15 protein-coding genes are annotated in these 21,668 nt (G+C 70.6%); 7 read left to right on the plus strand and 8 right to left on the minus strand.

Annotated features, from left to right (window positions below; genetic code table 11):
• Positions 1 to 8: 8 nt before the first annotated feature.
• The 5 genes from AB0J87_RS55685 to AB0J87_RS55705 all read right to left on the minus strand — a co-directional run bounded on the left by AB0J87_RS55685 (position 9) and on the right by AB0J87_RS55705 (position 9,239).
• Positions 9 to 1,955: a glycosyl hydrolase family 28 protein gene (locus AB0J87_RS55685; protein ID WP_363982410.1), complete on the minus strand. Its 1,947-nt coding sequence runs from the start codon at positions 1,953 to 1,955 to the stop codon at positions 9 to 11.
• Entirely contained in the window at positions 1,952 to 3,790 is a 1,839-nt protein-coding gene (locus AB0J87_RS55690) for a glycosyl hydrolase family 28 protein (protein WP_363982413.1), read from the minus strand. The genes AB0J87_RS55685 and AB0J87_RS55690 overlap by 4 nt, the downstream gene beginning before the upstream one ends.
• Positions 3,787 to 4,968, minus strand: a complete 1,182-nt coding sequence (locus tag AB0J87_RS55695) for a CBM35 domain-containing protein (RefSeq protein WP_363982416.1) — start codon at positions 4,966 to 4,968, stop codon at positions 3,787 to 3,789. The genes AB0J87_RS55690 and AB0J87_RS55695 overlap by 4 nt, the downstream gene beginning before the upstream one ends.
• Positions 4,965 to 6,758 (minus strand): glycosyl hydrolase family 28 protein, encoded by a 1,794-nt coding sequence (locus AB0J87_RS55700; RefSeq protein WP_363982419.1) that lies wholly within the window; start codon positions 6,756 to 6,758, stop codon positions 4,965 to 4,967. Before AB0J87_RS55700 ends, AB0J87_RS55695 begins: the two co-directional genes overlap by 4 nt.
• 66 nt (positions 6,759 to 6,824) lie before the next feature.
• On the minus strand, positions 6,825 to 9,239 hold the full coding sequence (locus AB0J87_RS55705) for a PQQ-dependent sugar dehydrogenase (protein WP_363982422.1): 2,415 nt from the start codon (positions 9,237 to 9,239) through the stop codon (positions 6,825 to 6,827).
• Positions 9,240 to 9,519: 280 nt separating this feature from the next.
• Between AB0J87_RS55705 and AB0J87_RS55710 the strand changes: the two genes are divergently transcribed.
• From AB0J87_RS55710 to AB0J87_RS55725, 4 genes are all read left to right on the plus strand, one after another.
• Positions 9,520 to 11,070: a glycoside hydrolase family 88 protein gene (locus AB0J87_RS55710; protein ID WP_363982425.1), complete on the plus strand. Its 1,551-nt coding sequence runs from the start codon at positions 9,520 to 9,522 to the stop codon at positions 11,068 to 11,070.
• 51 nt (positions 11,071 to 11,121) lie between these two features.
• Complete coding sequence (locus AB0J87_RS55715) at positions 11,122 to 11,913, plus strand: C39 family peptidase (protein WP_363982428.1); 792 nt, start codon at positions 11,122 to 11,124, stop codon at positions 11,911 to 11,913.
• A gap of 50 nt (positions 11,914 to 11,963) precedes the next feature.
• Positions 11,964 to 14,744 carry a BTAD domain-containing putative transcriptional regulator gene (locus AB0J87_RS55720; protein WP_363982431.1) on the plus strand — a complete coding sequence of 927 codons (2,781 nt, stop codon included), beginning with the start codon at positions 11,964 to 11,966 and terminating at the stop codon, positions 14,742 to 14,744.
• A 113-nt stretch (positions 14,745 to 14,857) separates the two neighbouring features.
• Positions 14,858 to 15,409, plus strand: coding sequence for a hypothetical protein (locus tag AB0J87_RS55725; RefSeq protein ID WP_350742543.1), 552 nt, complete (start codon positions 14,858 to 14,860; stop codon positions 15,407 to 15,409).
• Between the two features lie 61 nt (positions 15,410 to 15,470).
• On the opposite strand, the gene AB0J87_RS55730 is transcribed toward AB0J87_RS55725, so the two are convergent.
• Positions 15,471 to 16,349, minus strand: coding sequence for a hypothetical protein (locus AB0J87_RS55730; RefSeq protein ID WP_363982435.1), 879 nt, complete (start codon positions 16,347 to 16,349; stop codon positions 15,471 to 15,473).
• A 319-nt stretch (positions 16,350 to 16,668) separates the two neighbouring features.
• Here AB0J87_RS55730 and AB0J87_RS55735 point away from each other — a divergent pair, with 319 nt between their 5' ends.
• Positions 16,669 to 17,064, plus strand: a complete 396-nt coding sequence (locus AB0J87_RS55735) for an STAS domain-containing protein (RefSeq protein ID WP_363982438.1) — start codon at positions 16,669 to 16,671, stop codon at positions 17,062 to 17,064.
• Between the two features lie 499 nt (positions 17,065 to 17,563).
• On the opposite strand, the gene AB0J87_RS55740 is transcribed toward AB0J87_RS55735, so the two are convergent.
• Positions 17,564 to 18,544 carry a hypothetical protein gene (locus AB0J87_RS55740; RefSeq protein ID WP_363982441.1) on the minus strand — a complete coding sequence of 327 codons (981 nt, stop codon included), beginning with the start codon at positions 18,542 to 18,544 and terminating at the stop codon, positions 17,564 to 17,566.
• 657 nt (positions 18,545 to 19,201) lie between these two features.
• On the opposite strand from AB0J87_RS55740, the gene AB0J87_RS55745 reads away from it, so the two are divergent.
• Together AB0J87_RS55745 and AB0J87_RS55750 are read left to right on the plus strand one after the other, a co-directional pair.
• Complete coding sequence (locus AB0J87_RS55745; RefSeq protein ID WP_363982444.1) at positions 19,202 to 19,825, plus strand: HNH endonuclease family protein; 624 nt, start codon at positions 19,202 to 19,204, stop codon at positions 19,823 to 19,825.
• 433 nt (positions 19,826 to 20,258) lie between these two features.
• Positions 20,259 to 20,972 carry a TetR/AcrR family transcriptional regulator gene (locus tag AB0J87_RS55750; RefSeq protein ID WP_355210295.1) on the plus strand — a complete coding sequence of 238 codons (714 nt, stop codon included), beginning with the start codon at positions 20,259 to 20,261 and terminating at the stop codon, positions 20,970 to 20,972.
• Here the strand turns inward: AB0J87_RS55750 and AB0J87_RS55755 are convergent.
• A complete protein-coding gene (locus AB0J87_RS55755) occupies positions 20,926 to 21,474 on the minus strand; it encodes a hypothetical protein (RefSeq protein ID WP_363982448.1) in 549 nt (182 codons plus the stop codon). The two genes, AB0J87_RS55750 and AB0J87_RS55755, sit on opposite strands and share 47 nt — an antisense overlap.
• Between the last annotated feature and the right edge of the window lie 194 nt (positions 21,475 to 21,668).

Consider the following 21,668-nt stretch of genomic DNA (forward strand, 5'->3'; position numbering starts at 1 on the left):
ATGCTCTCCTAGGATCCGGGGGTGAACGCCGGGTCGCTGCTGATGGCGACCCGGTCGAGGCGGGCGCCGTCCTCGCGGTAGGCGAAGGTGATCGTGCGCGCTCCGGCCGCCAGGTCGTACGTGACGGGCAGCTTGGCCCAGTGCCAGGAGGTGCCGATCGGGATGTTGTTCCAGTTCGTCCACGAGCCGGTGCCCGAGCGCACCCAGAACGAGTCGTCGCCGTCGTTGGCGGCGATCACGCGGGCCCAGACGGCGAACGTGCCGTCGTGCTCGACCGTGAACGGGATCGTCGTCCAGCCGGTGGAGGGCGCGCTGGACTTGCTGTTGTTGCCGGCGGCGACGGTCACGTACGAGCCGCCGGACGCGGCCTGGTCGGCGGCCGTCTGCATGGGGGCGGTGACCGTGCCCGCCTCCGCCTCGGCGTACAGGCTGTCGGGGGTGCCGGGGACGGGCGTGGAGTTGGTGGCGCGCACGCGCAGCGCGCCGCCGGAGGTGTCGGCGCTGTCGCGCACGGCGTAGCCGCTGACGCCGCTGAACCCGACGTCATAGGCACTGCCGCTGCCGCGCTGCGCCACGACGCCGTTCACCTGCACGTCGGAGGCGTCGTCGGCGATCGCGTAGGGCCGGTTGTCGTTGTCGTCGAACCGGGTCTCGCCGTTGAGCGTGATGCCGGTGGCGTGCCTGATCCAGTAGCCGTACGAGGGGCGGGCGCCGTAGTCGCGCGGCGGGTAGGTGGTGAGGAACTCGCCGGGCACCCGGGTGGCCTCCGAGGCGGGGTGGCCGCCGGGGACGGTGAGGTCGACGTTCTGGAACGTGATGCCGGGTCCGAGGTCCACGGACGGCGTGCCGGTCAGCGTGCTGGTGTAGTCGGAGGCTCCCACGGTGCCGGTGACGACGGGCGCGGTCAGGTTGGTCCCGGTCACGTTGGAGATCGTGATGTTCCGGATCCGTCCGGCGGGGGGCGAGCCGGGGCAGCGCTTCCGCTCACCGATCTTGAAGAAGAACGGCGACGTGGTCTTGGTGAGCGTCACGTTGTCGTAGTGGACGTCCTCGATGATCGCGCCGTCCATGGACACGATGCCGATCCCGGCCTTGCCCGCGCCCAGCACGGTGATGTTCTCGAACCGGAAGTCGCGGAAGCTCCCGCAGGTCTCCGACCCGAACTGGAGCGCGTTGTTCTCGTGCGAGTAGACGGTGGTGTCGCGCACGCGGACGTTCTGGCTGGTGTAGGTGTGGCCGAGCGCGTAGTCGCTCTTGAACACCAGGGCGTCGTCACTGGCCTCGATGCGGCTGTTGGTGACGGTGACGTTCCAGCTGTTGATCAGGTTGATGCCGTCGCGCACGCCGCTGCTGGAGTTGATCGTCTTGAGGTTGTCAATCGTGATGTCGTGGCAGCCGTTGATCAGGGCGGCGAAGTGGCCGCCGCGCCGGAACGTGACGCCTTCGAGGCTGACGTTCGAGCACTCGGTGAGGGTCAGCGCCTTGTCGGCCTGGCCGGAGGACGGGTTGCCGGTGATGAGGTTGCCGTCGCCGTCGATCGTGCCGGTGCCGGTGATGTGGAAGTCGGTGATGCCGCTGCCCCACATGAGCGAGTTGTGGAAGTGGCTGTGGCCGTAGTCCTGGTAGTCGTCGTTGGGGTTGGACTCGGCGGCGTCCATGCCGCTGCTCGCGGCCAGGAGGGTGGCGCCGGAGTCGAGCCTGAGCGTGACGTTGGACTTCAGGTGGATGGTGCGGGCCCGGTAGCGGCCGGAGGGAAAGACGACGGTTCCGCCGGGTGCCGCACTGGCGGCGTTGATGGCGCGGTCGATGGCGTCGTCGTCGTTGGTCGAGCCGTTGCCGGTGGCGCCGTAGTCGCGCACGTTGAACTCGGCGAGCGCGTGCGCCGGGCTCACCGGGAGGGGGGCTCCGAGCAGGGCGAGGGCGCATACCAGCAGGGCTCGGGCGAGCGGTTTCATGGCTGGAGCTCCACGTAGTCGAGATTGGGCAGGCCGCCGGCGGTGGTGGCGGTGAGCCGGACGGCGTTGGTGCCGGGGACGAGGGGCACGGTGACGGAGGCGGACACCCAGGTCGTCCAGGCGCCGGTGCCGGGGGCGTTCACGGCGGATCCGGCGGCGGTGCCGTTGACGGTGACCGCGAACGGCCGGTTGGTGCTCGTGCCGTTGGCGTACCTGATCGTGAGGGACCTGCTGCCGGCCGCCGCCGCGCTCACCGCGAACTCGACGTAGGCGCCGGCCACGTTGTCGGTGTTGACGAAGCCGGTGCCGGAGTAGCCGGCGTGGTTCGACTCGGCGGCGCCCTGGGAGATCACGGCGTCCTCGGCCTCGTACCGCGTCCCGGCCGGCGGCTGGGTGTTGGAGATGTCCTTGCCGTTGACGCTCACCCGGGACAGCACGAGGTTGTCGACGTTCGACGCGGTCGGCGTGGCCGTCGTGATCCCGGTGAACGTGCTGTTGGAGATCGTGACGTTCTTGATGTGGTCGGTCGGGCGGCCGTCCAGGTCGTACGCCTGCGCCGCGCCGTCGATCGTGAGGCCGTCGGCGGTGAAGTTCTGCACGACCGGCGGCAGGGAGCCCGAGGTCTCGTAGTTGAGCGTGACGTACAGGGCGCTGCGCTCCAGGTCGTGGCCGGTGATGCGGCGCAGGTGCACGCCGTCCACGAAGCCGCCGCGGTTGAAGCTGGTCTTGACGTAGAGGGCGTACTTGACCGGGTAGCGGCCGGGGAAGTCGGGCGCGTTGCACTCGCAGTCCTCGGCGAAGACGTCGCGGACCCCGCCGGACATCTCGCTGCCGATGGTCACGCCGCCCCACCGGCCGCTGAACTTGCAGTTCTGGATCACGATGTTCTGCGAGGGGCGGTTCACCCGGCGGCCGTCGCGGTCGCGGCCCGACTTGATGGGGACGCAGTCGTCGTTGGTGTCGAACTTGCAGCCGGTGATCAGCACGTCGGTGCAGGAGTCGGGGTCGCAGCCGTCACCCTGGGAGTTGGTGGAGTAGAAGGTGACGTTCCGGACAGTGACGTTGGTGCAGTAGACCGGGTGCAGGGTCCACATGGCCGGGTTGCGCAGGTTGACGCCCTCGACGAGCACCGCCGTGCAGTTGTAGAGGCCGATCATGTTGGGCCGCAGCTTGTGGCCGCTGCCGAACTGGCGCTGCGCCACCGGGTGGTCGTCCGCGCCCCAGGACCGGAGCTGGTCGCGGTCCGCGCCGCCGCTCCCCCACGACGACCAGTCACCGGCGGGCGCGTTGCCGTCGATCGTGCCCGTGCCCGTGATGGCGACGTTGGTCTGGCCGTTGGCGTAGATGAAGGGCGAGTAGTTGTAGCACTCGATGCCCTCCCAGCGGGTGAGCACCGTCGGCAGGTAGGAGCCGGGGTCCGTGCGGAACCTGATGGTGCCGTTCACCTGGAGGTTGACGTTCGAGAGCAGGTGGATCTTGCCGGTGCGGAACGTTCCTGACGGCACCACCACGCGGCCGCCGCCCGCCGCGTTGCACGCGGCGATGGCGTCGCGGAACGCGACCGTGCAGTCGGTGGAGTTGTCCGGCTTGGCGCCGTAGTCGGTGATCGTGAACGTGCGGTCGGGGAAGGTCGGCGGGACGATCCTGGCGAGGATCTCGGGCACCCGGTCCCACGGCGACGCCGCCGTGGCGGTGGCGGTGGCGGCGGTGGCGGTGGCGGCCGAGCCCGCCGCACCCGGGGCGACGGACTCGGCGTACGCGGGCCCGCCGGTGGTGCCGGTGCCGACGAGGAGGACGCCGCCCGCTTTGATCAGGTCGCGCCGGGAGATCGTCACTGGACCACCTCCAGGTAGTCGAGGTTCGGGCAGCCGCCCGCCGTGGCGGCGGTGAGGCGGACGGTGTTGGCCCCTGCGGCGAGGTCGGCCACCACGCTCCGGGACGCCCACGTGGTCCAGGCGCCGGTGCCGGGGAAGGACAGGCCGGAGGCCACGACGCGGCCGTTGACGGCCAGGTCCGCGGGGCGGTCGGCGCCCGTGCCGTTGGCGTACCGGACGATCAGCGTGGCGGGACCGGCCGCGGCGGCGGTGTGCCGCCACTCCACGTAGGCGCCCGCGGCGTTGTCGGTGTTGACGAAGCCGGTGCCGGAGAACCCCGCGTGGTTCGACTCGACGACGCCCTGCGAGATCGTGGCGTTCTCCGCCTCCAGCCGGGTGGCGGTGGCCTGCACCTGCTTGTACGCGCGCATGTCGCGCAGCAGCAGGTAGCAGTTCTGCAGCGAGCCGGAGGTGTCGCCGAGCGAGCGGTAGATGCCCCACTTGGGGCGGACCCGGTCGCCGAGGAAGGTGTCGCCGGTCCTGGTGGCGTCCACCAGCGTGGCGCCGCCGCTGCGCAGGACCCACCGCACCGAGCCCGAGCCGCCGTCGCCGATCTTGATCTCGTACTCGGCGTCGATCCACTTGTCGTGCAGCGGCTCGAGCTCGGTGCGCCCCACCAGGGTGTCGGACTCGAAGATCTTGTGTTCGATGGTCTGCACGCCGTTCACGCGGCGCAGCGACGTGACGGTGATCGGGCTGGTGCCGGTGCCCGGCATCTTGGTCTGGCTGATGTGGGTGAAGGTCGTCGTCGCCTTCAGCGAGCTCGGGATGTACATCGAGTACGTGACCCGCCAGGTCTCCCCCGTCAGCCAGCGCAGGTAGCCGTCCGGGTTCCGGTTGCCGGTGACCTCCTGGCGCTGCCGGTCCGTGGACGTGTCGCGGTCGGCGGTGTGCATGTTGAAGCGGAAGGCGTTGCCCTCGGCGTAGATGTGGGGCTGCCCGGCCGGATGCGAGTCGGCGCGGTCGTCCTCGATCGTCTCGAACGCGCCCAGCCCGACGGCGGCCGGGTCGGGCGCCCACATGAGCTTCCAGGCGGGGGCGACGGTCAAGGTGCCGGCCGAGGCCGGCCTGACGGGCAGGGCGGGGGCGAGGAACGCGGCCCCCACCAGGGCCCCGAGCTGGCGACGGGTCACGCTCATTGGACCTCCAGGTAGTCGAGGTTGGGGCCGCCGTTCGCGGTGGTGGCGGTCGCCCTGACGGTGTTGGCGCCGGCGGCCAGCTGGGCGGAGACCGTCGTGAACTGCCAGGTGGTCCAGGCGCCCGTGCCGTTGAAGGGTTTGGCCGCCGCCACGACCGTGCCGTTGACCGCGATGTCCATCGCCCGGTTGGCCGTGGTGCCGTTGGCGTAGCGGAGGGTGAGCGTCGCCGTCCCCGCCGCGGCGGCGTTCACGGCGAACTCGACGTACGAGCCGGCCACGTTGTCGTAGTTGACGAACCCGGTGCCGGAGAAGCCGGCATGGTTCGACTCGACCACGCCCTGCGAGATCGTCGCGTTCTCGGCCTCGTACCGGTTGCCCGGCGACGAGCCCCCGTACAGGACGCCGTTGATGCGGACGTCGCGCAGCACGACGTTGTCGGCGTTGGAGAGCTGCGGGGCGGGGGTGTCGATCTGGGTGAAGGTGCTGTTGGCGATCGTGACGTTCCGGATGTGGCTGGCGGCGGAGCCCGACAGCTTGATCGCGAACGGCGAGCCGGCGATGTTCAGGCCGTCCACGGTGATGTTCTGGATGACCGGGTTGACGATCGGGCCGTTGCCGGGGCCGGTCAGGCTGTAGTTCATGTCGATGTAGAAGCCGCCCCGGTCGCACGGGCCGCCCGTCAGGTTGCGGACGTGCACGCCGTCCACCGTCCCGCCGCGCCGGTTGTTGGTCTTCAGGTAGAGGGCGTAGAACGAGTGGTAGCTGGAGCCGGCGAGGATGCGGTTGTTCTCGGCGAAGACGTTGCGGACACCGCCGGACATCTCGCTGCCGACCGTGATCGCGCCCCAGCGGCCGTAGTAGGTGTTGTCGCGGATGACGATGTCGGTGGACGGCACGCCCACGCGGCGGCCGTCGATGTCGCGGCCCGACTTGATGACGGTGCCGTCGTCTCCGGTGTCGAACGTGCAGCCCTCGATGAGCACGTCGGAGGAGGATTCGGGGTCGACGCCGTCCACCATCGCGCCCCGGCTATAGATTTTGACCCGCCTGATGGTGATATTTCGGGATAAGACGGGGTGGATGGTCCACATCGCGGGGTTCCTGATGTCCAGGTCCTCGACGAGGATGTTCCGGCAGCCGTAGAACTGGATCATGTTCGGCTTGAGGAAGTGACCGTCGCCGAACTGCCGCTGCTCCACCGGCACGCCGTCCACGGCCTGCTGCTGCAACCGGTCCCAGTCCGGCCCGCGCTGGTCGTCGAAGCCGAACCAGGGCCCGGCCGCCGCGTTCCCGTCGATCGTGCCGGTGCCGGTCAGGGCGATGTCGGTCTGGTTCCTGGCGTAGATGAAGGGCGAGTAGTTGAAGCACTCGATCCCCTGCCAGCGGGTGAACACCGTCGGCAGGTACGAGCCCGCGTCCGATCTGAACCGGATGGTGCCGCCCGCCTCGACGTGCAGCCGCACGCCGGACAGCAGGTGGATCTTGCCGGTGCGGAACTTGCCGGTGCCGGGCACGAGCACCGTGCCGCCGCCCGCCGCGTTGCAGGCCGCGATGGCGGAGCGGAAGGCGGCCGTGCAGTCGGTGGAGTTGTCCGGCTTGGCACCGTAATCGGTGATCGGGAACGTGCGGTCGGGGAAAGTCGGCGGCACGATCCTGGCCAGGATCGCGGGCACCTGGTCCCACGGGGAGTCGAGCGGCTGGGCCGTGGCGGGCGCCGGCGGCAGCACGGCGCCCGCCTGCACGGGGACGAGCAGCGCTCCTTTGAGCACGGCCCTTCTGGAGGGATGCATCGGAGGCTCCGGGGGGTGGATCCGGCGACCGCGCGATGGCGCGGCCGCCGGCGATGAGGGGGGTGACTACTGGATGTTGGAGCGGCGGATGGTGTCGGCCGAGCCGTCACCGTTGTTGTCGGAGTTGGTGGAGCCGAACCAGATGGCGTTGGCGCCGGGCACCTTCTCGACCGCGCGGAGCCTGCCGTACGTGCCGTTGAAGTACGAGTTGACCGTCGAGACGTTCTCGCCGTTCAGCACGATGCGCCACAGCCGCTGGCCGCGCAGCGCCGCCATGAACACCGTGTTGTTGACGATGGCGATGCCGCTCGGCGAGGCCTCGGAGACGCTCCAGGTGTACTTCGGGTTCGTCATGCCGGACGTGCTGCAGGTGCCCTCGCAGGTGGGCCAGCCGTAGTTCTTGCCCGGCTGGATGAGGTTGAGCTCGTCACGCGAGGAGTTGCCCAGCTCAGACTCCCACAGCCGGCCGGCCGAGTCCCAGGCCAGGCCCTGCGGGTTGCGGTGGCCGTAGCTGTAGACGCGGGTGCCGAACGGGTTGCCGGGCGCGGCGGCGCCGGTCTTGGTGATGCGCAGGATCTTGCCGTTGAGCGAGTCGAGGTCGGGGGCGTTGCTCGACTGCTGCGCGTCGCCGGTGGTGACGTACAGGTAGCCGTCGGGGCCGAACCTGATGCGCCCGCCGTTGTGGTACCGGTTCTTGTCGATGCCCTGGAGGATGGTGGCGTAGCCGCTGAGCGCGGTGCCGTTGAAGTTCATCTTCACGACCCGGTTGCCCTCGGAGGCGGTGTGCATGAAGAACACCTCCTGGTCGCTCGTGCCGTTCCAGGTGGGCGAGAAGTCCAGGCCCATCAGGCCGCCCTCGCCGTCGGTGGTCTGCACGTTGGGCACGGTGCCGACCTGCGTCTTGGTGCCCGACGGAGTGATCTTGAAGACCTTGAACGTGTCGCGCTCGGTCACCAGCGCGTACGTGCCGTCGGGCGCCCAGGAGATGTCCCACGGCACGTCCCAGCCGCCGGCGATGCTGGTCGGCGTCTGCGGCACGGTGCCGCAGGTCCCGGTGGTGAACGACGCGGACGGCGCGCTCGGCGTGGAGAGCTGGTTGGCGCTGTCACGCGCGACCACGTGCACCTGGTACGTGTGCGCGCATTCGAGCGGCACACTGGCCGTCGTGGCGGGCGGGGTGCCGGTCACCGTGGCGAGCACGGCGTTGGTGGCGTTGTCGCGCACGAGGTAGGCCCGCACGCCGTTGTCGTCGGTGGAGGCGCCCCAGGTCACGGTGGCGGAGGCGGACTGCACGCCGCTGACGGTGGGCTGCCCCGGCTGCGAGGGCGGGTTGTCGGCGGGCGCGGGCAGCGTCTGGCAGTTCGCCTCGGGGCTGCTCAGCGACACGTTGCCGGAGGCGTCGCGGGCGAAGACCGACAGCTGGTAGGAGAAGTTCGGGTTGAGCCCGGTCAGCCGGTACGGCGGCGCGGTCGCGGTCGCGATCTGCTGGCCCTGGTGGTAGATGTCGTAGGCCACCACGCCGATGTTGTCGGTGGACGGCGGCCAGTCCAGGGTCAGGGCGTTGTGCGTGATGTCGGAGCACGTCGGCTGGCCCGGCGAGGTCGGCTTCTCGGTGTCGCCGGGGCCGGTGACCCGCAGCCGGTCGAGGTTCGGGCCGCCGTTGTCCGTGGTGGCCGTGGCCCTGACCGTGTTGCCGCCCGCGTTGAGCGGCGCGTTCACGCTGATCTCCTGCCAGGTCGTCCAGGCGCCGGTGCCGGGGAAGGACCGGGCGGTGGCGACCGCGGCGCCGTTGACGGCGATGGTCATCGGCCGGTCGGTGGTGGTGCCGTTGGCGAAGCGGAAGGTCAGGCTCTGGGTGCCGGCGGCGGCCGCGCTGACGGCGAACTCGACGTAGGAGCCGGTGACGTTGTCGTAGTTGACGAACCCGGAGCCGGTGAATCCGGCGTGGTTCGACTCGACGACGCCCTGCGAGATCGTCCCGGACTCGGCCTGGTAGTCGGTGAAGTTCGAGGACTGGACCTCGGCGTCGAGGTAGTCCCAGTTCGGGTTGCCGCCCGCGCCGGTGGCGGTGGCCCTGATCGTGTTCGTGCCCGCGGTGACCTGGGCGGTCAGCGTGATCGTGGTCCAGGTGGTCCAGGCGCCGGTGGCGGGGAAGGACCGGGCGGCGGCGACGGTCGTGCCGTTGACCGCGATGTCGCTGGGGCGGTCGGCGCCGGTGCCGTTGGCGTAGCGGAAGGCCAGCGTGGCCGTTCCCGCGGCGGGCGCGTTGATCGTCCATTGTGTGTAGGAGCCGGCGACGTTGTCCCCGTTGACGAAACCGGTGCCGGAGTAGCCGGCGTGGTTGGACTCGACGACGCCTTGGGAGATCGTCGCGTTCTCGGCTTCGTACCGGGTGGGCGCCGCGTCCGCCGGGAGGGCCGTGGCCATTCCCAGGGCGAGTAAGCAGGCGATGACGCAGGCCCGGGACTTGCTGAAGTTCATCGGGCGCTCCTGGCTGAGAGTGATGCCGGGTGTAAGAGAGGGGAGCTTTCCAAACGTTTGCCATAAACCGTCAGCCTCGTCAATAGTTGGAACGGTCCATTGCTTAGGAAAGTTTCCTAACTTTGTTGCATCGATACATCGGATGACATTGACCGGTAGACAGGGCACCACGCCGGGATGTATCCCTGAAATGCGCAAGGAGATCGGAGCCATGGGCCTCCGATCGTGCAGGACCGCACCGGCGGCACGGCATCACAGCTCGTCAGACCCGGAGTGATACATGGGACGTCTTCGCGCAATCACCGCCACGGCACTCGGCGGCCTGTTATTTCTGCAACCGGTTGCCGTCAGCTCGGCCGCGGCGGCCACCCTCTACGAGGCCGAGAACGGGACGATCTCGCAGGGGGTCGTGGAGTCGAACCACGCCGGGTTCACCGGCTCGGGGTTCGTCAACCTCGACAACGTCACCGGCTCCTCCGTCGAGTGGACCATCCAGGCGGCGGACCCCGGCCCGGTCACGCTCGCCCTCCGCTACGCCAACGGGACGGCCGCCGACCGCCCGATGACCGTCACCGCCGGCGGCACCGGCACCACCCTGTCCTTCCCCGGCACCGGCGCCTGGACCACCTGGCGGACCGTCACCGTACGGGTCACGCTGACAGCCGGCGCGAACGCGGTCAAGGCCACGGCCACCACGTCCAACGGCGGCCCTAACCTCGACTCGCTGAGCGTGGACCCCTCCTCGGCGGGCACCGACTGGTCCAGGGCGATGGTCGACTCCACGATGGCCCGCTTCTCCCCCGGCACGCTCGGCGGCTGGAGCTACCCGCAGGGCCTCTACCTCTGGGGCCAGTACCTCGTCTACCAGCGCACGGGCGAGCCCCGCTACCTGCAGTACATCAAGGACTGGGCCGACCGGTTCGTGGACTCCTCCGGCGGCATCTCCCAGACCTTCGGCAACCTCGACAGCATGCAGGCCGGCAACGTCCTCCTCGCCCTCTACCGGGAGACCGGGCAGGCCCGCTACCGCACGGCCGCGGCCAAGATCAGGACCCGGCTGAACACGTACCCGCGCACCTCCGACGGCGGCTGGTGGCACTCCACCTCCACCTCCCGCGAGGGCCAGCTCTGGGGTGACGGCGTCTACATGGCCGACCCGTTCCTCGCCCGGTACGGCGCCTGGGTGGCGGCCGACTCCTTCACCAGCGCCGAGCCGGCCAAGCAGCTCGAGATCTACTGGAGCCACCTGCGCCGCGCGTCGGGCCAGGCCGCCGGGCTGCTGTACCACGCCTACGACGAGCCGGGCGGCCCCACCGCGTCCTGGGTCAAACCCTCCCTGGGCAACACGAACGGGATCTCCTGGTGCCGGGCGATGGGCTGGTTCGGGATGGCCGTGACCGACATCCTCGAGCTGATCCCGGCCGACCATCCGCGCCGGGCGGCGCTCATCGACATCCTGCGCGAGCTCGTGCCCGCTTACGCCCGCTGGCAGGACCCGGCCACGGGCCGCTGGTGGCAGGTGGTCACCGAGCCGTCGAACCCGTCGAACTGGACGGAGACGTCGTGCTCGGCGATGTACACGTACACGATCTCGCGGGCGGTCGAGCGCGGGTACGTGGACGCCTCCTACCGCGCGAACGCCGAACGCGGCTACCAGGGAGTGCTCTCCCAGGTGTCGCTCGGCTCCGACGGGCGGACCAACCTCGTGGGCGTCAGCGAAGGCACCAACGCCAGCGACTCGCTCGCCTACTACTTCGGGCGTGCCCGGCCGGTCAACGACTTCCACGGGCTGGGGGCGTTCCTCATCATGAACGAACAACTGAGCCGCTGAAGTGTGTATTTTGGTCACTTCCGTATCGCCTGCAACACGGAGAGAGACCGCGTGCGTTCCGCAAGACTCGTCCTCGGCGCCGCCCTCGCCGCCTTTGTCCTGCCCGTCGCCACCCCACCCGCGGCGGCCGCGCCAATCGTCGCCGGGTCCGCGACCGTGTCGCTCGTCGCCGGGTCCGCGACCGTGTCGCTCGTCGCCGGGTCCGCGACCGTGTCGCTCGTCGCCGGGTCCGCGACCGTGTCGCTCGTCGCCGGGTCCGCGACCGTGCTGCCCCCGGTCAGGGTGCAGCTCGCGGTGCCCGCCGCGGTCTCGGTGGGGATCAAGGGGCAGGCTCAGCGGACCAGCTACTACTGCGCCCCGGCGTCCAGCGCGATCGTGCTGCGCGCGTTCGGCGTCAGGCGCGGTCAGGACCAGCTGGCCGAGGAGATGAAGACGAGCGCCGAGGCCCGCTCGACCAAGCGGGAGAACACGCTGGCCGTGCTCAACGCGTACGTCAGGCCGGAGGGCTACCAGTTCCGGCTCACGTACGCAAAGGGCGACCCCGCCGCGCTGATGGCGCAGGTCTCCCAGGCGGTCGGCGTGCTCGGGAAGCCCACGATCGTCGCGGTCCTCGGCAACCGGCTGCCCTGGAGCAGGAAGAAGCGCGACTTCGGCCACGCCATCGTCGCCTACGGCTACGACACCGCGAAGGGCACGATCACCATCTGGGACCCGAACGCGCGCCGGGGCGCCACCGGCACCCACGTGATCCCCGCCAAGGACCTGGCCGCCGTCGTCTTCGACATCCCCGGCAGAGGGATCGGCGGGGTGTTCGAGCTGTCCAAGCCGCTCCTGCCCCGGTGACGGCCCGCAGTGACGGCCCGCGGTGACGGCCGCGCCCTAGGATGAGTCCCGTGGGGGTCGAGTTCGGGATCCTGGGCGAGGTCAGCGCGTGGGCGGACGGCCGGCCGATCAACCTCGGGCCCGCGCGGCAACGCTGCGTGCTGGCGGCCCTCCTCGTCGACGCCAACCGTCCCGTCTCCCTCGACCAGCTGACCGACCGCGTCTGGGGCGACGCCCCGCCGCAACGGGCCGCGGGCACGCTGCACAGCTACCTGTCCCGCCTGCGCTCCATCCTGTCCCCCTCCGACGGCATCCACCGCAGCGCCGCCGGCTACCTCCTGCGGGTGCGGGAGGAGGCGGTGGACCTCCACCGCTTCCGCGCGCTGCTGGCCCGGGCGCGGGCGAGCGACGACCGGGAGGCCGCCCGGCTGTACGGGGTCGCGCTCGGCCTGTGGCGCGGGGAGCCGTTCGCCGACCTGGACACCCCGTGGCTGGCGGCACTGCGCCACACGCTCCAGACCGAACGCCTGTCCGCCCGGCTCGACCACCACGACGTCCAGCTCCGGCTGGGCCGGCACACCGAGCTGCTGCCCGAGCTGGCCGTACTGGCCGATCGCCACCCGCTCGACGAGCGCCTCGTCGGGCAGCTCATCCTCGCCCTCTACCGCAACGGCCGCCAGGCCGAGGCGCTCGACCGCTACGAGCGGACCCGCCGCCGGCTGGCCGACGAGCTGGGCGCCGATCCCGGCCCCGACCTGCGGCGGCTGCACCTGCGGATGCTCACCGCCGAGACCACGCTCACCCCGCGCCCCGTACCGGTGCCCCGCCAGCTCCCCCCGCCGCCACCGTCGTTCGCGGGGCGCTCGCGCGAGCTGGCCGCCCTCGACCGGATCATGGCCGCGTCCGGGAACACGGTGGTGATCTCCGCCATCGGCGGCACGGGCGGCGTCGGCAAGACCTGGCTCGCCCTGCACTGGGCGCACGGCAACCTGCCCCGCTTCCCCGACGGCCAGCTGTACGTGAACCTGCGCGGCTTCGACCCCTCCGACGCGCCCATGCCGCCCGAGACGGCGGTGCGCGGCTTCCTCGACGCCCTCGGCGTGGACGCCGCCGCGGTGCCCGTCGGCCTGGAGGCGCAGGTCGCGCTCTACCGCAGCCTGGTGGCGGGCAAGCGGATGCTGATCGTGCTCGACAACGCCCGCGACACCGACCAGGTGACCCCGCTGCTGCCCGGCAGCCCGTCCTGCGCGGTGCTGGTCACCAGCCGCCGTCAGCTGCCCGGCCTCATCACCGGCCACGGCGCCCGGCCCATCCCCCTCGACGCCTTCGACCCGGAGGAGGCCCGCCAGGCGATCACCGGCCTGCTGGGCGAGGAGCGGGTGCGGGCCGAGCCGGACGCGGTGGCCGACCTGCTCGACCGCTGCGGCGGGCTGCCGCTGGCGCTGGGCATCGTCGCGGCCCGCGCCCGCATGCATCCCGGCTTCCCGCTGGCCGTGCTCGCCGGGCAGCTGCGCGAGGACTCCTCCCGGCTCGACCTCCTGGACGCCGGGGAGCAGACGGCCAGCCTCCGCGCGGTCTTCTCCTGGTCCTACCGGGCGCTCACGCCGCCGGCCGCGCGCCTGTTCAGGCTGCTGGGGAGCGCGTTCGGCCCGGATCTCGGCGGCGCGGCGGCGGCTAGCCTGGCCGGGCTCACGGGCGGCGCGGTGCGGGCGCTGCTCGGGGAGCTCGTACGCGCGCACCTCGTCACCGAGAACGTCGCCGACCGTTTCACCATGCACGACCTGTTACGCGCCTACGCCGCCGAACAGGACCTCCCCACCTCCCCCGCCGACCCCGCCATCTACGGCCCCAGCTCCTCCTCCTCCTCCTCCTCCTCCGATCAGCGGCGGGCCGCGACGTGCCGCCTGCTCGACCACTACCTGCACACGGCCCACGCCGCAGCCCTGATCATCAACCGCAGCCGGCAGCCGCTGACCCTGGACGAGCCCTCTCCGGGGACGTCCCCGGAGAACCCGGCGGACCACGACCAGGCGATGGAATGGTTCGCCACCGAGCACCCCACGCTCATGGCCGCCGTCCGGCACGCCGCCGACACCGGCCTCGGCACCCGCGCGTGGCAGATCGGCTGGACGCTCAGCGACTACCTGGACCGCCAGGGGCGCTGGCTCGACCTGCTCGCCGCCCACAGCGCCGCGCTCGCCGTCGCCCGGCGGCAGGCGGACCGGTTCGGCGAGGCCCAGTCCCACGCCGGGGCCAGCCGCGCCCTCATCCGGCTCGGCCGGCTCGACGACGCGCGGGCCTACCTGGAGCGGGCGATCGCCCTGTTCACCGAGCTGGGCGACCGTGACGGCCGGACCCGTGCGCATCTGGGCCTCGGCTTCATCCACCAGAAGCAGGACCGGCCCCGCGCCGCCCTCGAACAGTTCCATCAGGCCCTAGCGCTCCACCGCGAGGCGGGCAACGAGGCGGGCGCGGCCTTGTTCCTCAACTCGATCGGCTACCAGCTCGTCCTGCTCGGCGAGTACGAGGAGGCCATCCCGTACTGCCAGGAGGCCCTGGACCTGCACGCGAAGCTGAGTTACCGGCACGGCCAGGCCAGCGCGGGCGACAGCCTCGCCTACGCCTACCACCACCTCGGCCGCTTCGCCGAGCTCTACCGGCGCTCCATCGGCCTGTTCCAGGAGGTCGGCGACCGCTGGCACGAGGCCGACACCACCGTCCACCTCGGCGAGATGTACGACGCCGCCGGTGACCGCGCCGCCGCCCTCGACACGTTCCGCCGCGCGCTGGAGCTGCTGGAGCAGCTCAACCACCCGGACGCCGACCGCCTGCGCGCACGGCTGGCCGAGTAACCCTTAGACGTTACTCGAAATGGAAAAGGCGGTTACACAACGCACTGTTAGCTTGGCCGGGCATTGCCATCCATATGGAGGGAAACAGCTTCATGGCTATATCGTTCGGCCGCATGACCCGCCCCGTCGGCCTCGGGCTCGCCGTGGCGCTCGGCGCCACGCTGTCCTTCGGGATCGCCACGCAGGCGTCCGCCACGACGGCGTCGTCGGCGCAGAGCGTCGCCGAGCAGCGGGTGAAGGTCTACGAGTTGGTGACGAAGGACGGCGGCTTCTTCTACACCAGCAACGAGGCGGAGAAGGAAAGCGCGATCACCAAGCACGGCTGGTCATTGACCCAGACCCCGATGTACTACATCTCGCGTGCCCCCTTCGCCGGCGGCAAGCCGCTCTACCGGCTGCGCTGGGAAAGCAAGGCCTCCTACATCGTGACCGGCTCCGTCACGGAGCGGGAGTCGCTCGTGAACTCGGGCAAGTTCCGCTACGAGGGCATCCTCGGGTACGCGCCCGCCGCGGCCTCCGCCGGTGAGACGGTGAAGATCTTCCGCCTGTCGAACAACAACAAGTGGCGCCTCGCCATCGAATCGCACACCCAGAAGATCCTGGCCAACGAGCCGGGCTGGACGCTCGACGGCCCGCTGTTCAACCAGTTCACCAAGGCCGGCTGAGCAGCAGTTCGCTGAACGGGGGCGCGCCGGATCACGTGCGCCCCCGTTCCCCTTGGGGGATTCAGCGGAGGCACAGCTCCAGGAGCGCCCCCGCCCGGGGTGTGCGGTCGATCCACACCTCGCGGCCCCGGCGCTCACGGGCGATGAGCCGCGCCGCGACCAGCCGGTCACAGTGGAACGTCAGGCTGCTGGGCGGGATGTTCATGCCGCCGGCCAGCGTGGCCATGGTCATGGGCCGGTCGAGCGTGCGCAGCAGCTCCGCCCGTACGGGTCCCACGAGCTCCGAGAGGTCGTCGCAGTCCGTACGCCACAGCCTCCCGGCCGCGGGAACCGGATACGCGATCCACACGGTCTCCGGATCGTCCAGCCCGACGATCAGCGCGTCCTTGCCCGCCAGCATCGGCACGAGCACCAGCGACCGGTCCCCCAGCTCGTGGACACCGGCCGCGACCCCCTCGATGACCAGGCCGTTCTCGTCGCGGACGAGCCGCCCGGCGAGCGAGCCGAGCAGCGCGTCCGCCCCGCCGCGCACGCTCGCGACGCCCACCCGCGCGACCTCCCTGTCAAGGAGCGGGCGCGCCCTGCTCCACAGCGGCTCGGCGACGGCCCACACGTCGGCGAGCGCGCCCGCGTACCCGCGCAGCCAGCGGTCTGGCCGGTCGGCGGCGGCCCGCCAGTGCGCGGGCAGCGGCCCGAACGCCTGCTCCAGGTCCTTGAGCAGGAGGTCGGGCGGCATGTCATGCAAGCGATCGATCTGCTCCTGGACGGATACGTCGCCGACGGGGACACACGGCATGACGCTGTCCGGCACCACCGCATGGCCGGGTGCGCCCAGCGGCCGCGCCGCCTCCTTCGACCGCCAGCCGGACCGTGCCTGAACCGCCCTTCGCCACGACTGGGGCAGACCGCGATAACGGCCCGCGAGCGCATCCGTGATCATGGCGAGCACGGTCAAACTCGGGGAGAGCGACACCGAAATTCGCGGCGTCGCGGATATTCGTATTTCCGTCCGTTCCCGCGCGCTGAATATGTCCGACCGCCAATCACTCGTCCCGTACGTTCCACTGTGCCGGGCCGGTCTTGCACGGATCGTGTGGGTTCCATGAATCCCCTGCTCACCTCGGGCGTGCCGGGCGCGAGGCCCCGGCCGGAAAGAAGTAAGTGCTGATGTCTAGGCGAAAGGCGGGCGCCCGGATATGGTGCGATACGGGCAAGCCATAACAGTGCATCGTCTCCGGACTCCGATCGGTGGGCACCGCATGCCGGATCTGACGTTCGCCATTCAGAGATTGCCGGGCGTGAGCGTGATCTCGGTGGCCGGCGAGGTCGACGTCGCGACCGCCGGCCAGCTCGATCGTCATATCCGCGGCAGCAGGCGGCAGCCCGGCGAGCACGTGGTGATCGACCTCAGCGAGGCGCAGTTCCTGGGCAGCGCGGGTCTGCGCGTCCTGCTCAACACCCACGCCTTCGCCCGCCAGCACGGCGGCAGCCTGCACCTGGCCGCCCCCGATCCGAAGCTGGCCCGGATCATGGAACTCACGTGGGCGCACACCGTCCTGCACGTGCACACCACGGTGGAAGAGGCCGTCCTCGCCGCCCTGGGCGGCACGACCCACGAATCACTCGGCCCCGTCGACGCCGGCGACCCTTGTTGAGCTGCGCGCTTCTCTCATCGGAGGGAGCCGTTCACCGGGCGTCGGCCCGCACGGTGGTCTGAGGGAGCCCACTCACCGAGCATCGACCTCGAACCCACAGCCCCCGGCCACCGCGCCGCTCCGAACCCACAACCGCCAGTCGCCGTGCCGTCGGTCAACTGAGCGCGCAGGCGGGGCAGCGACGTTCCAGAGCGACGCACCAGTGGACCCACGGCTCACGGCTCACGGCTCACGGCCGGCATCAGCCCATCCGGTCCGGGCGGCGTCCGCGGGGAAGCGCACGTGTCAGGTGCGGCGCGTACCAACCGGGCGGACCCTGACCGGTGAGCGCAACCAAGCGCGCGGGCCGCGAGCACGCCCACCACGACACCCACCACGACGGCGACCACGCCCGCACGCGCCGTCCCCCGGACCACTGATCGCCCACTGCCCGCACCCGGCCTGACAGCCTTACCCCTGCAACCAGACCCACCGCGCCGTCGTCGGCCCTCCCGCACGGTCAGTTGACCGACGGCGCGGCGACTGGCACCCGCCCCTCGTACGGGTCGACGCGGTTGAGCGCGCCCCTGGCGATGTCCGCCACATCGGAGTCCTCGAACTCCTCGGTCAGCGGAATGCCCAGGCGCTCGAACAGCTGACGCGTCTCGTCCACGGTCGGCCGGGCGCTCAGCTGCGGCGCCTTCGCCACGTCCAGCAGTTTGGTCTGGTCGAGGCTGTTGTGCAGCTCGATGGACCACGGGTTGTAATGCGGGCTGTTCTGCGGAATGGCGAGGCCGGGAAACTCAGGACCGCGCTGGGTGATCACCAGATTGTGCTTGGTGAGGTCACAGCGGAACAGCGAGATCGTCCGGGACAGGCCGATCCGCAACTCCAGCACCTGGCTGTTGTGCTGCCGGTACCAGCAGGCGGCCAGGATCGTCGAATAGACGTCCTTGCGCGTGCCCAGAGACGTCCACCCTTTCTCCTCGGCGCCGTCGTCGGCGAGACTGAGGTGCAGCTGGGTGTACTCCGCGCACAGAGGTTCGTCCGTCGGATCGATTAATTCCAGCAGGAAACGCAGTTTGCTGCGCTTCCTCTTGGCCCGCTCAACGCATTCGGGCAGCGTCACCGCCCGGATAAACGTGCCCGTGCCCCCTTTGAACAGCCACATATCGCTGCCCGCCCGCGCCTCCTCAAGAAGCCGGGTGATGGCCGCCCCGTTGAGCGACTTGACCGAATCGCCGCTGGCCAGCAATCGCCACATTCCGTCGGTCGTACGCGCGACAGTATCAAGCTGGTCGGCCACCCGGGCCTGCCTGTTCCTGTCCCTGATCCAGACGAACGCGAGCAGGGCCAGCACCGGCAGAATCAGCTGGTCCGATTGTCCGTCTTTGAGCACATCGAGCAGATCGAGCACACTGACGGCAGCGGCGACGAGCAGCACGATGCCGAGATCCACGTTGGAGACTGCGGCACGGAGCCGCGCCTTGACGTTCGCCATGTCTGTCGTTTAGCGGTCCGAACGCTCCCCGTCAAGCCTTGATCACACTACGGGTACGCCTACGGCGACCTGGGGCTTCCGATTACGCCCGCGCCATTCTCCACCACCACCCAAATCGTCGGCTCGGCAACCCCGGATGGGCGAAACTCATCGACACAACCCACTCTGAATCCCGGCCGAGCGAATTACCGGAATATTCGCCCAGTCGAAGCCCGTTTCGACGGCCACTTTCTGGCCTTCGACGACGTGTCAACCAGAACAGCGGCAACGTGGCGCGCAGTCACCGGCCTCCCCCGGTCGAGGCGGCGGGGACGCGAGCCGAACCGTCCGGATCCCGACTCCGCGCCCTGTCGCGCACGGCCTTCGACAGAGGTCCGGCGTACTCGCAACGAGAGGACGCCGACGGTCGCGGCTCCAGGTACGCAATGACAGGGCGATGAACGCCGCTCCAACATTGACAGGCGGACTTGTGACTGCATGACCGTTCATGTCAGTAGTCGCCCGACGCCTCCATGCGAGCTCGGCAAACCTGGCCATATATGGACTAATGCGGACAATGACACGGTCGAGGTGCCCGCCCTCCTCGCCCCTGACCGGCACCTGTGGCCGGCCGAGGACGGCGGCAGAAGGGCCCACCCCCCCATGTACCGCGACCGCGTGTTACCCGCAGCCCTGACCATTGCCTGCGCCGCCACCCTCACCCTCACCGCCACCGCCCAACCCGCCGCCGCGAGCCCCCCGAACATCCCCTCCGCCGGCACCGCCGCCGCCCGCCTCGCCGAGCTCACGGTGGCGGCCGAATCTCACAGCAGCACGTACGACCGCGACCTGTTCCCGCACTGGATCACGATCAGCGGCTCCTGCAACACCCGCGAGGAAGTGCTCAAGCGCGACGGCACCAACGTCGTGACCAACTCCTCCTGCGCCGCCACCTCCGGCTCCTGGTACAGCCCGTACGACGGCGCTACCTGGACCGCCGCCTCCGACGTGGACATCGACCACATGGTCCCGCTCGCCGAAGCCTGGGCCTCGGGCGCCTGGGCGTGGACCACCTCCCGCCGCCAGCAGTTCGCCAACGACCTGGGCGGGCCCCAGCTGTGGGCCGTCACGGACAACGTCAACCAGTCCAAGTCGGACCAGGACCCGGCGGAGTGGCAGCCGCCCCGCACCGCCGAACGCTGCCGGTACGCCCGCGCCTGGATCCAGGTGAAGTGGTACTGGGGGCTGAGCACCGACAGCACGGAGAAGGCGGCACTGGGCAGCATGCTCACCTCCTGCTGACCCCCATCCCCGTTGCCCGAGCCCTCCGCCTCACGGACCTCTCTGGTGCCCGTCCCTGTGACTGGCACGCGGGAGGTCCGTCGTCGGCGACCGGGTGGCGATGGGCTCGCGTGATTCGGGACAAATGGCTCGGGAAGCAACGAGCCGGGAGCCAGCGACCCGGGCAACGGGCAGGCGCTCGGGTGGGGGCAGGCGCTCGGGTGGAGCGGTGGCGCGAGAGTGGGATGGGCGGGCGCGGAGTAGGCGGGCGCGAGATGGGCGGCTGTCGGGGTGGGCACTGCGGGCGTGAGCACCGTGCGGCCAATGGTCGCGCGGGCGGCTGACCGTGCGAGCGGGTGACCGTGCGAGCCGATGACCGCGCGGGCCGGTGACCGCGCAGGCCGGTGACCGTGCGAGCCGGTGAGTGCGCAGGCGGGGCGGTAGGTTGGGGGGCATGCCGCGTGACACCCTGACCCGGGACCAGATCGTCCGGGCCGCCGTCTCGGTGCTGGACGCCGAGGGTGTGGACGGGCTGAACATGCGGCGTCTGGGCACCCAGCTAGGCGCGGCGGCCACGGCCATGTACTGGCACGTCAAGAGCAAGGACGAGCTGGTCGTGCTGGCCGCCGACCACGTGTGGGACGAGATCGAGCTGCCCGACCCCGACGAGGTCGGCTGGCGGGCGGCCGCGGCGGCGCTGGCCGCCGGTGCGCACGGCATGCTGGGCCGGCACTTCTGGATGCTCCCGGCCATGAGCACCCACCTCCTCCACGGCCCCAACAAGGCCCGCTACGACGACCGCTGCCTGGCCGTCTACGAGGCCGCCGGGTTCAGCGGGCCGGACGTGGACCAGGCGGCGGCGACCGTGCTCATGTTCGTCATCGGCGCCGCGCAGGGTGAGGCGGCCGAGCTGGCGTGGCGGGCTCGGCTCCGCAGGGCGGGGGCGGACGAGGAGCAGCAGCTGCGCGCCACCGTCGCGCGCATCAGCGAGATCGCCGAGCAGTTCCCCCGGCTGCGGGCCCGCGCCACGCCGTCGGTGGAGGCCGCCCGTTCCCTGCCGGACGAGGACTCGTTCGAGTTCGGGCTGCGGACGATCCTCGACGGGCTGGACGCGCGGCTGGCTAATGGAAGTACGCGCTCGCGGCCGGAGTCGCCAGCAGGACGATGACGGCCGCCGAACCCACGGCCGTCAGCACGAACCGGAGCACGATCAGCGGTCGCAGGATCGCGGGGAACGCCTCCCGTGCCGCGCGCACCACCGCTCTCCCGTCGAGCTCCCGCACGCCCGGCTCCTCGGACTTCTTGAAGGCCGCCTCGACGTAGCGGGACGCGAAGACCTGGGTGCCGGTGACGAACGCGCCCGCGGTCATGAGGAGCGCGGCGGCGATCCACGACAGGACCCGGCCCACCCCGCTGCCCGCGAGGCCGAGTGAGGCCAGCGTCGCCAGGGCGGCGCAGATGGCGAGGGGGAACAGCAGCTCCACGACGCTCTCGGCGAACTTGACCCCGTGCCGGGCAAGCACCCCCGCAGGCAGGCCCTGCCGGGTCACGACCGCCTCGGCCGCGCGCTGGGCCCGCTCCCCGTGCGTGTGGACGAGGACGGGCAGGACGAGGAACAGCACCGCGAGCGCGTACTGCAGCGTGGACGCGATGACGACGGAAACCGGCATGGGGCCCTCCCGGGACGACGACTTGCACAATGTTCAAGTCCGACGATAGGAAGGACTTGAACATTGTGCAAGTCACGAGAGGGTCAGCGGTAGGCGGCAGCCTGGAGGGTGTAGAGGTCGGCGTAGAGGCCGTTGAGGGACATCAGGGTGTGGTGGTCGCCCTGTTCGGTGATCTTGCCGTGGTCGAGGACGTA

The sequence above is a fragment of the Nonomuraea sp. NPDC049625 genome, from assembly GCF_040675285.1.
Classification (GTDB): domain Bacteria; phylum Actinomycetota; class Actinomycetes; order Streptosporangiales; family Streptosporangiaceae; genus Nonomuraea; species Nonomuraea angiospora_A.